Genomic DNA, 10,393 nt, shown 5'->3' on the forward strand with positions numbered 1-10,393 from the left:
CTCGCATGGTGACGGCCTCTCTGTCGGTCCCGGTCGGGGCGAGGCTGACAGTAAAAATGCGTGCGCGCAAGTTTGCGTGCACGCAGTCTGTGTGGAACGCTGACACCGTGACGACACCACCATCAAGGCTGCGGGAGCGGAAGAAGCAGGCGACGCGCGAGGCGCTGCGCGAGGCGGCCCTGCGCCTGGCCGTGGAGCGCGGGCCGGACCAGGTGCGGGTCGAGGACATCGCTGAGGCGGCCGGGGTCTCGCCGCGCACCTACAACAACTACTTCGCCAGCCGCGAGCAGGCGATCGTCTCCGCTGTTACCGCGGACCGGGAGGCGCGGATCGCGGCGGCGGTCGCGGCCCGGCCCGCAGGAGTGCGCCTGGCTGACGCCGTCACCGAAGCAGTGGTCGAGCAGTACACGAACACCGGTGAGCGCGAACGCGAGGCGCTGCTGCTGATCACCACCTGGACCGCGCTGCGCGACGCGTTCCTCGATACCACCGCCGACATCGAGCCCCCTCTCACGCCAGTGATCGCCGAACGCCTAGGTGACGCCGGAGCACACACAGCCCGCGTTCTCGCGGCAAGCGTGGCCGCGGCGGTTCGCATCGCGTTGGAAGGTTGGCTTCGGCCGGCCGGGAACGCAGAGGCCGCCGGGAGCTTCGGCACCGGAGGACTGGTCGTGCCCTCCGGCTCACTGCCCGACCAGCTCCGCGCGGCACTGGCCCCGCTCGCGCCCGCGTTCGATGCCGCCGAGCGACGCACCCAGCCGTGAAGTCGACCCAACTGGGGCATCCGCTGAACAAACTCTAGATCCGGAACATGCCGATGCACCCGGCCGTCATCATTCTCGTCAGCCGATCAAACGTAGATGCCGCCGCGTCAGGTCGCGATCTACGACTGGAGTACTAGTACTCCAGCAGCGTTTCGCTATCTGGCCTGGTCAGAGGCATCGCTGGGAGTGTAGTTGGCGGATGGCCTGTCAGGGGCGGTCTTGCCGGACCGCCCCTCCAACGAGTGGCATCGAGAACTGTCCGAGCTGTGATGAGGGCAGCCGCCCCGCGTGATCGACGACCTTGCCGACGCGACCTGGGACCGTGAACTCGACGACCTCTTCCTGCGCATCGGCCACCGCTTCGGCCGCGCAGACCTACGACGCCGCGTGCGCGACTACGTCCGCGCCCTGCTCGGCCCGGTCGGCCGCAAAAACGGCTGGCAACTGGCCGAACACGCAGGCCACCGCACCCCCGACGGCCTGCAACGGCTCCTGAACGGAGCCACCTGGAACGCCGACGACGTCCGCGACGACCTGCAGACATACGTCGCCGAACAACTCGGCGAAGCCGACGGGGTCCTCATCCTCGACGACACCGGCTTCGTCAAGAAAGGCACCACCTCCGCGGACGCGCAGCGCCAGTACTCCGGCACCGCCGGCCGCACCGAGAACTGCCAGATCGGCGTCTTCGCCGCCTACGCCACCACCCGCGGACGCGCCCTGGTGGACCGCGAGCTGTATCTGCCCAAGTCCTGGACCGACGACCGCGAACGCTGCCGCGCCGCCAAGATCCCCGATGAGAGGACCTTCGCTACCAAACCAGAACTTGCCAGGGCCATGGTGCTGCGCGCCTCGCCTCGCCGCTGCCGATCGCCTGGGTGACCGCGGATGCCGCCTACGGCCAGGAATGGCGCTTTCGCCGGACGCTGGAAGAAACCGCCGTCGGCTACGTGCTCGCCGTCCCGAAGTCCCAGCAGATACCGCGCTTTGGCCGTATCGACCACCTCTTCACGCAGGCACCGCACGAGGCATGGGAGAAGCACTCGTGCGGCGACGGCGCCAAAGGCCTGCGTGTCTATCACTGGGCTGCCGTCCAGCTCCCGGTGATCGAGGACTTCGACGGCGAGCGGCCCACGCATCACCGCTGGGCACTGGCCCGGCGCAGTATCAGCAGACCCGATGAGATCGCCTACTACCTCGGTTATGCCCCGGTGGGCACCGGCGTCGACCGGCTCGTGAGCGTTGCCGGGCGCCGGTGGGCGATCGAGGAGTGCTTTCAGGCCGCTAAGCAGGAATGCGGCCTGGACGACTACCAGGTCCGCCGCTACCCCGGCTGGCACCGCCACATGACCCTGGCCATGGCCGCCCACGCCTGCCTGACCGTCCTGCGCGCCCGTGAGCTGGACAAGGAGAAAGCAGAAACGGATCCATTCGTGGGCCATGGGGTTCATGTGACCACTTGCGCGGCACTGATCATTTCGCGCCACAGGGCCAAACCCTTCCCCACTACGTCGGCTTGTACTTCCGCCAGCGCACATCACGGAAAGTCCCCCCATGAACCACAGAACCGAAGTCGTGCCCCCGCCCGCCTTCACGCCGAGCGGTCGCCACGGGCACCGCAAACCGAAACAGTTCGGCGCGGGCGCCCGCCGCGCCCTGGCCATGGCCGTGTCCGTCGCGTCGGTGGCGCTCCTCGGCCCCTCGGCCTTCGCCGCCGACGGGAACACCACCGCGACGAACCCCGACACGGCCCCGGACACGAACGAGGGCCTCGACTCCGCCGACCAGGCGATCGCCGCGAACCTCAACACCCGCGTGCTCGACGAGCGCCTGGGCGGCAACGTCAGCGGAGTGGTGCTGGACGCCGAGTCGGACGGCACCGTCTGGGACCACAACAGCGCCACCGCGCTGATGCCGGCGTCCAACACCAAACTCGCCACCTCGACCGCCGCCCTGACCGTGCTCGGCCCGGACCACCGGTTCAAGACGAACGTCGTCTACGGCGACGGCACTCTCACCCTCGTCGGCGGCGGCGACAGGACCCTGACCAGCGCCGACCTCGGCGAAATGGCCAAGGACGCGGTGGCCGGGCTGAAGGCCGCGGGCCTCACCGGCGTGAAGGTGGCCGTGGACGACAGCCTCTTCCCCGAACCGACCCTGGCCCCCGGCTGGAACGACGGCTACTACCCCGACTCCGTCGCTCCGGTCCGCGCCCTCGTCGTTGACGGACACGGCGTCAACGACACCTCGATCGACGCCGGACAGGTCTTCGCCAAGCAACTCGCCGCCGACGGCATCACCGTGGACGGCGAGGTCACACGCCGGACGGCGGACATCACCGACGTACCGGTGGCCTGCCACGAGTCCGCCAAGCTGTCGGACATCGTCTACCACATGATCAAGGTCAGCGACAGCAACATCGCCGAGACCCTGCTGCGGATGACCGCGCTGGGCGCCGGGCAGCCCGCCACGTTCGAGGGCGGCACGGCGGTCGTACGCGATGTGCTGAGCCGGCGGTACGGAGTGTCGCTGGAGAACTTCGAGATGTACGACGGGAGCGGCCTCTCCCGTGCCAACCGCATCCCGGCCCGGACGCTGGCGGAGATTTTCGACCTGCTGACGGAGAAGCGCTATGAGCACCGGCTGAGCTCGATCCGTGACGGCCTCCCGGTCGCGGGCGAGGCCGGCAGCACTCTCGGCCCGGAGTGGGGCCGCTTCGACGACGCGAACTCGCAGTGCGCCCTCGGCAAGGTGCACGCGAAGACCGGCACCCTCACCGGCGCCATCGCATTGAGCGGCCTGACCCAGGGCAAGGACGGCCGGTGGAAGGTCTTCTCCTTCGTGGAGAACGGCTCCACGGCCAACAACAACGCCATCAGGGACGCGATGGACGGCCTCGCCGCGACCGTGAACGGCTGCTGGGCCTGACACGAACGTGCGCCCCGGGTGCGGATGCCCGGGGCGCACGTTCTGTGTGAATGCTGTTTCCACCGTGCTGTTTCCGTCGCCTGCTGTCATCGCGTCAGAAGGCCGGCTTCCAGCTCTTGCAGCCCGTGTCCACGCTGTAGACGTCCCACGCTGATGAGCGTGCCCGAGGACGCCGCCGAGGTCAGCGCCGAGGAGACCTGGGACGCTGGACAATCCGATGGACCTCGCGGAGGACCTGCGGATCGGCAAGCTCTCCCTCCCCTGGAGGACCCTCGACACCGCGGTCTGCGGAGCGAGGACGCGATGGCAGGCCGGTACGGCACCGCGAGGCTGCGTCGGCTCGTCGGTCTGCAGACTGACCGGGGGACGGCTACTTCCGCGCGGCCGAGGAGCAGCTCCGCCATGCCTCCGCTCCAGGGTGCGAGGTCGTCCTCCAGTCCATCGCCCAGGCGCGACAGATCCTAGCGGCCCGTTTGCGTCGGCCCAGGCCGGCAGCGTTCACGAGGCTTGACGTGGGACCATCCGGAGGCTTTACGCCGTGTTCACCAGCTGATTCCGGCCGCCACCGGCAGGTGGTCGCTGCCGGTGGCCGGCAGCGACCACGAGCTCTCCGGCTCAACGCCGCGGACCAGGATCTGGTCGATCCGCACCACCGGGAGCTTTGCCGGCCAGCTGAAGCCGAAGCCATCCCCGGCCGCGTCCTGGGCCGAGCGCAGCTGCGAGGTGATGCCGGCGAACGCGCGGTCGTCCGTGGTGCCGTTCAGGTCGCCGAGCAGCACCACCCGCTCGTTCTGCTCGGCGGCGATGGCCTTGCCGAGCGCCTGCGCGCTTCTGTCCCGCGAGTCTGTCCAAAAGCCCGCCCTGGGATTCACCCGTGCGGACCCCAGGTGGGCCACATACACCGCCAGCGGCCCCTGGTCCGTGGCCGCCGTGGTGCGCAGTGCCCGGGTCGAGTCCATCTTGATGTCGGCCGACTTGGTGTCCGCCAGCGGCCCGAAGTCCAGCTTGATGTCGACCGGCCGGGTGTCCGACAGCGGCAGCTTGCTCCACAACCCGACCGTGCCCTTGACCGTGTGGTACGGGTACGCCTTCGCCAGGCCCTCCTCGTACAGCGGCTTCGCCTGCGGGGTGATCTCCTCCAGGGCCAGCACGTCCGCGCCGGAGGCGGCCAGGTCGCGGGCGGTGCCGGCCGGGTCGGGGTTGCCGGCGGCGACGTTGTGGCTGGCCACGGTGAGGTCGCCGCCCGGGTGGGACTTGTCGCCGAGCAGCCTGCCGAAGAGGCACAGCCACACTATGACCGGCAGCAGCAGCGCGACGACCGCGGAGGCGGAGCGGCGCCACAGCGCCCCGGCCAGCAGCACCGGGATGAACAGGCCGAACCACGGTAGGAGGGTCTCCACCAGGCTGCCGAGGTTCCCGATCCGGTTCGGGATCTTCGCGTGCAGCAGCATGAACAGGCCCAGCAGCAGCGATAGCGCCGTGAGCACCGGGCCGCGCTTCCAGGGCCCCGGCCGGGAGCCGATGCGGATCGCCCGGCGGATGCCCGCGCGCTGGGTACTTGGGCCGGTGTCCCGGGGGCCGACGCCTTCCTGTCCGGTCTGCTCCGCCGTGTCGACCTGCACCATCGGCAGTCCTCGCTCACTGTCGGTGTTGCCTGTACGAAGAGTGCTGGTCACTACTGCATCCTCGGGTCCTGGATGGGATCGGCATACATTCTGACAAAAGCCATTTCGTTCTCCCCGTAAGCGGCCAGGAGTTCGCCCCGATGGCCCATCGAGATGGGCTCTGATCCACTCGTTGTGGTCCGGTCGCAGAGGGTGACGATGCTCAGTCCGCGAGAAGGATTTGGCGTCGGAGGAGGTCGAATCCGGTCCGGCCGTACCCGTCCCTTTTGTTCCGCTTCACCCTGTTGACGTTGCCCTCGACCTTGCCGGAGCTCCACTCCAGGGTGAGTCCGGCGGCGACGGCGTCGAAATCCTGCCGTAGGCCACGGGCCAGGCTCCGCAGTTGCTTCAGCCCGGTGTGCTCGGCACGGGTGAGCCGGCTGCCGAAGTCGCTGCCACGGCGCTCGGTCATCATCTGTGCGAAGGCGCGCACGCAGTCGGCGACGGCTGCCAATTCCGGGCAGCGGCCAGGAGTTGCTTGCGCTTGAGCGCGTTGTTCTCGTCGATCTTGTCGGGGTGCGCGGCGATCGGCCAGGTGGCTTTCCGGACGGTCAGCTCTTGGGCTTGTCGGGTGCGGGTTTGCCGCTGGCCCGGATCTGTTGCAGGTGACGGCGGACGGTCCGCTTACTGTCGCAGTAGCCGAGCTCGACGATCTCCGCATGAAGCCGTGCCGCATCCGTGCAGCCCTCGTTCCAATGCCGGTACAGATAAGGCGAGTAGGCGTGGATTTGGCCGTAGCGGCGGGAGCCGGTTCCGCGGGAGGCATCGTCAGGGGTGGCGGCGTGTGCGTAGCGCCGCACTGTCTTGCGGTCGAGCCCGAGGGTCTTGGCAATCACCTCGATCTGCACGCCCTTGTCGTAGAGGGCATGCATCGCGGCGTGGCACTCGCGTCGCTTGATCGCGCGCAGCCGTTCCATGGGCCAATGGGCTTCGGCACGTCGTCGGCTGCCGTGGCGGAGCCTTCACGACGGCGGTGTCGGCGGTCGTGTCCTCGGCGGGCTCGGCTGAACGCTTGCGATGTTTGCCAACGAAAACACGTCCACGCGCTCGCCGGTCTCTACGTCCATCAGGATTCCCGTAGACGTGGCCCTTCTTGAACACGAAGTCGTCCACACCCAGGACCCGAGGGGCCGTGCCGAGCTTCTTCTCCGGGAGCTTGCCCAGCAGCCTGAGCAAGGAGTTCGCCATGAGAGGCCCGGCCTCCACCCGGTCCGGCGCAATGCCGGACAGCTCGCGGGCGGCAGGTCTGCATAACGTGGATGCGCGCGTACGACACCACAGCCAAGGCCGGCACGCTCAACACCCCGGAAAGGGCGCGATGTTCGACACGAAGACGTGGGCGTGTTCCTCGGCCTGGACGTCGGCAAGAGCGCTCATCACGGCTACGGGCTCACCCCGGCCGGGAAGAAGGTCCTCGACAAGCAGCTGCCCAACAGCGAGCCGAAGCTGCGGGCCGTCTTCGACAAGCCGACCGCGAAGTTCGGCACCGTCCTGGTGATCGTGGACCAGCCCGCCTCCATCGGAGCCCTCCCGCTCACCGTCGCCCGCGATGCAGGCTGCAAGGTCGCCTACCTGCCCGGACTCGCCATGCGCCAGATCGCCGACCTCTACCCGGGCAAGGCGAAGACCGACGCCAAGGACGCCGTGGTGATCGCGGATGCCGCCCGCACCATGCCGCACACCCTGCGCTCGCTGGAACTGACCGACGAGATCACCCCAGCCTGGAACGCGTCCTGGGCCCACGCCTGGACCACCCCGCGGTGACCTGGCTGCTGGAACGCTACGACTCCCCGGCCGCGCTGCGGAAGGCCGGCCGCCGCAGACTCGTCGAAGTCATCCGGCCCAAGGCCCCACGCATGGCCCAGCGGCTGATAGACGATGTCTTCGACGCCCTGGACGAGCAGACCGTCGTGGTCCCGGGGACCGGCACCCTCGACGTCGTGATCCCCTCCCTGGCCCGCTCGCTCGCGGCCGTCCACGAACAACGCCGGGCCCTGGAAGCCCAGATCAAGGCCCTGCTGGAGGACCACCCTCTTTCCAAGGTCCTGACCTCGATGCCGGGGGTCGCGGTCAGGACCGCCGCAGTGCCGCTGGTCACCGTCGGCGACGGCACCAGCTTCCCCACCGCCGCCCACCTCGCCTCCTACGCCGGGCTGGCCCCGACCACCAGGTCGTCGGGAACCTCGATCCACGGCGAACACGCCCCCAGAGGCGGCAACCGGCAGCTCAAACGGGCGATGTTCCTCTCCGGGTTCGCCGCCCTGCACGACCCCGCCTCCCGCACCTACTACGACCGCTGTCGGGCTCGGGGGAAGACCCACACGCAGGCCCTACTCCGCCTTGCCCGACACCGGATCAGCGTGCTGTTCGCAATGCTCCGTGATGGCACCTTCTACGCACCCCGCCTTCCCGAAGCAGCCGTCGCATGACCAGCTCAGGCTTTACGAAGGACATAGAGGCACCCCCCCGCCGGACCAGGGGGTCTATGACGACCTTCCGCCCCGCCACCGCCAGGTTGGCCAGACGTCGGTGGCATCGCCCGTGGATACGGCTGGACGTGCAACCGCACCCTGGGCAGGGTGCCTGTCGGCTCACCACCCGCGCCGCGACGGCCACCGCTTCGTCGTCCACCGTGATCTCCTCCACCGCAACCGACTTCAGGTTGGAGAAGGCGGTCCAGAGTACGCTGCATCCACACGAACGGTGAACCGATCAGAGGTCTGTAACGCAACGTCACACGGCTACAAGAAGTGGATCAGAGCCGCTTGTCATGGCCGCATTAGTTCGCCGCGGCCAACCATCCGCTGCGGGCGCGGCAGGTGTGCGAGGCGATGGACATGGAGATCGCGCCCAACACCATCAACAACACCCGCCTGAAGCTCAAACGGCTTGTCGAGCGCGGAATCCTGGCCGAGACCGAGCAGGGCTTGTTCACTCAGCCGTGGCCGTGAGCCGCCCGGCGTCGTCGCGACCTGCCCGCTCACCTCGAACGAAGCGACGAATCGGAAATCAACTCACGTATCATCCTCTCGTGACGTTGATCTGGTGTGATCAGGGTCGTGAGGGGCCGACCGCGGCCGCCGCAGGCAAGGTGGATCTTGGTGGCCGGTTCCTCCTCGGGAGCGGCCGAGGGCGGAGTCGATCTGCATCAGCCAGTCGATGTCACCGGCCGCATTCGCGCGGGCCTGGATCTGCTGGAGAGCCCGGGTGAACACGCCGCAGCGCGTAGCGGCGGAAGCGGGTGTAGATCCCCTCAAAAAAGCGCACTCCCCGCCTTCCACTCCTCCCACGACAGGTTCCAGCCGTTGAGACCGTTGGCCGCATCGACGGTCTCCTCGCCCGAGTTCTCCACGATGACGACGTCGCCGAGCATCGAGCTCTCGTAGAACTTGTAACCGTCCATGGAGCCGTCGTTTCCCCCCTTGGCGTCGCGCAGGCCGACGCAGCCATGGCTGGTGTTCTCGTGTCCGAACACGGAGGGGGAGGCCCAGTAGTTGCCGTGGATGAAGGTGCCGGATTTGGTCAGCCGCTGGGCGTGCGGGACGTCCGGGATGTCGTACTCGTCGTCGAGGTCGACCGTCGAGGACTGCATGCGGGTCTGCTTGTGTCGGTTGCTGATCACCATGATCCCGCACCAGGTGGCGTGGTCAGTGTCGCCGCCGGTGACGGGATAGGTGGCGACGGTCGCACCGTTCCTCCTGACGGTCATCTCCTTGCTGCCGAGGTCGACGGTGCTGATCTGCTCGCGCCCGATGTGGAAGGTGACGTCCTCGGACTGGACCCCGTAGACGCCGTCCGCGCCCTCGACGTCCTTCAGTCGCAGGTTGAGCCTGATCGTCGTGCCGGACGCCCAGTAGGTCTCCGGCCGGAAGTCGAGCCGGGTGTCGCTGAACCAGTGACCGACCACCTCGACCGCGGGTTCGGCGGTCACCGTGATTGCCTTTTCGACGGCGGCCATGTTCGTGACCGCGTGCGTGAAGTTGATCGACACGGGCATGCCGACGCCGGACGTGGAGCCGGCCTCCGGGGTGACGTTCCCGACGAAGGTTTCCGTGCGCGACTTGGTGGTGAAGGTCGCGGTCTTCTGAGCGGCGCCTTCCGAGGCATCCGCCGAGCCGCTGTGGCCGGTCAGGACAACGGCCGGCACCGCACCGAGCGCGGCAAGGACACCCCGCCGTGACCACTGCCCGGACCCGTTCGATGTGTGTGTAACGCCCACGGCACGCCCTCCTGAGATGATCAGTGCTCGTACATAATGCACCTTTCGCATGGATTAGTCCTGAGTGCCCCGCCGCAACCTGAGATTCGGTGAGGACACCCGGTGCTCGTCTCGGCCGGGGCCCTTTTCGATCGCGTGTGGGATGAGTGGGACGCCGACGAGGTCCTGCGATGTGCGCGACTACGTCGTCGAGCACATCGGAGACCGGAATGCCGTCCTGATCGTGGAAACACCCAGGATCCTGGGATGCACACCGTGATGATCGAATGGTTCCTGGACGCCGGACATCACGCCTCTTGGGCGGCCGGGGGCGAGGTCTACGGCGGCAACCCGAAACTGCGGGCAGCACTGGAGAGGCGCGGACTGGGAACCGACAACTTGTCGGATTAAAGGGGTAGTTGGGGCAGGCTGGGGTGATCGTGTGGCCGGTGTTGCGCCCGTCAGGCATCTGCGGGGGCGCAGCCGGTGACGGTGCGCCAGGTGGGGGTCTGTCAAACGAGCGGTGTAACTGGGGTTGTTGGTTACTGACGGGCTGCTGAGAGTCGGCCGTCGAAGGTGATGTCGAAGTCGTTCAGTGCGGTCTTCCAGCGCATGGTCCAGCGGGCCTGGCCCCTGCCGGTGGGATCGAGAGACATGATCGCCATGTAGACGCACTTCAGCGCGGCCTGCTCGCTGGGGAAGTGGCCGCGGGCCTTGACCGCCCGTCGTATCCGCGCGTTCACCGAGCCTCTTCAGCGTTGCCGCTCCAGGGTGAGAATGGCTTTGGCGATTGACGTCATGCGGTTGGGGCTGCAGCGGGACCTGCGGAAGATCCGCCA

6 protein-coding genes and 4 pseudogenes are annotated in these 10,393 nt (G+C 68.1%); 4 read left to right on the top strand and 6 right to left on the bottom strand.

The genetic code is table 11. From position 1 onward, the window contains the following. Positions 1-107: 107 nt before the first annotated feature. From AC067M_RS40355 to dacB, 3 genes and pseudogenes are all read left to right on the top strand, one after another. Positions 108-764, top strand: a complete 657-nt coding sequence (locus AC067M_RS40355) for a TetR/AcrR family transcriptional regulator (RefSeq protein WP_478701982.1) — start codon at positions 108-110, stop codon at positions 762-764. A 288-nt stretch (positions 765-1,052) separates the two neighbouring features. Continuing rightward, positions 1,053-2,191, top strand: a pseudogene (locus tag AC067M_RS40360) (IS701 family transposase); the annotation flags it as partial. A gap of 127 nt (positions 2,192-2,318) precedes the next feature. Further along, positions 2,319-3,692 carry a D-alanyl-D-alanine carboxypeptidase/D-alanyl-D-alanine endopeptidase gene (gene dacB, locus AC067M_RS40365; RefSeq protein ID WP_478701983.1) on the top strand — a complete coding sequence of 458 codons (1,374 nt, stop codon included), beginning with the start codon at positions 2,319-2,321 and terminating at the stop codon, positions 3,690-3,692. Positions 3,693-4,234: 542 nt separating this feature from the next. Here the strand turns inward: dacB and AC067M_RS40370 are convergent. The 3 genes from AC067M_RS40370 to AC067M_RS40380 form a co-directional block, all read right to left on the bottom strand. Then, positions 4,235-5,317 (bottom strand): endonuclease/exonuclease/phosphatase family protein, encoded by a 1,083-nt coding sequence (locus AC067M_RS40370; RefSeq protein ID WP_478701990.1) that lies wholly within the window; start codon positions 5,315-5,317, stop codon positions 4,235-4,237. A gap of 202 nt (positions 5,318-5,519) precedes the next feature. After that, positions 5,520-5,810 carry a transposase gene (locus AC067M_RS40375; RefSeq protein ID WP_478701984.1) on the bottom strand — a complete coding sequence of 97 codons (291 nt, stop codon included), beginning with the start codon at positions 5,808-5,810 and terminating at the stop codon, positions 5,520-5,522. Between the two features lie 97 nt (positions 5,811-5,907). Beyond that, the gene (locus AC067M_RS40380) at positions 5,908-6,273 is read right to left on the bottom strand and encodes a hypothetical protein (RefSeq protein ID WP_478701985.1); all 366 of its coding nucleotides are present in this window, start codon (positions 6,271-6,273) and stop codon (positions 5,908-5,910) included. Positions 6,274-6,691: 418 nt separating this feature from the next. Between AC067M_RS40380 and AC067M_RS40385 the strand changes: the two are divergent. Further along, positions 6,692-7,785, top strand: a pseudogene (locus tag AC067M_RS40385) (IS110 family RNA-guided transposase). A gap of 824 nt (positions 7,786-8,609) precedes the next feature. On the opposite strand, the gene AC067M_RS40390 reads toward AC067M_RS40385, so the two are convergent. The 3 genes and pseudogenes from AC067M_RS40390 to AC067M_RS40400 all read right to left on the bottom strand — a co-directional run. Continuing rightward, the gene (locus tag AC067M_RS40390) at positions 8,610-9,575 is read right to left on the bottom strand and encodes a L,D-transpeptidase (RefSeq protein ID WP_478701986.1); all 966 of its coding nucleotides are present in this window, start codon (positions 9,573-9,575) and stop codon (positions 8,610-8,612) included. A 521-nt stretch (positions 9,576-10,096) separates the two neighbouring features. After that, a pseudogene (locus tag AC067M_RS40395) lies at positions 10,097-10,300 on the bottom strand (transposase); the annotation flags it as partial. Positions 10,301-10,306: 6 nt separating this feature from the next. Then, positions 10,307-10,393: pseudogene (locus AC067M_RS40400) on the bottom strand (IS5/IS1182 family transposase); the annotation flags it as partial.

The organism is Streptomyces sp. NPDC043427 (assembly GCF_056436655.1).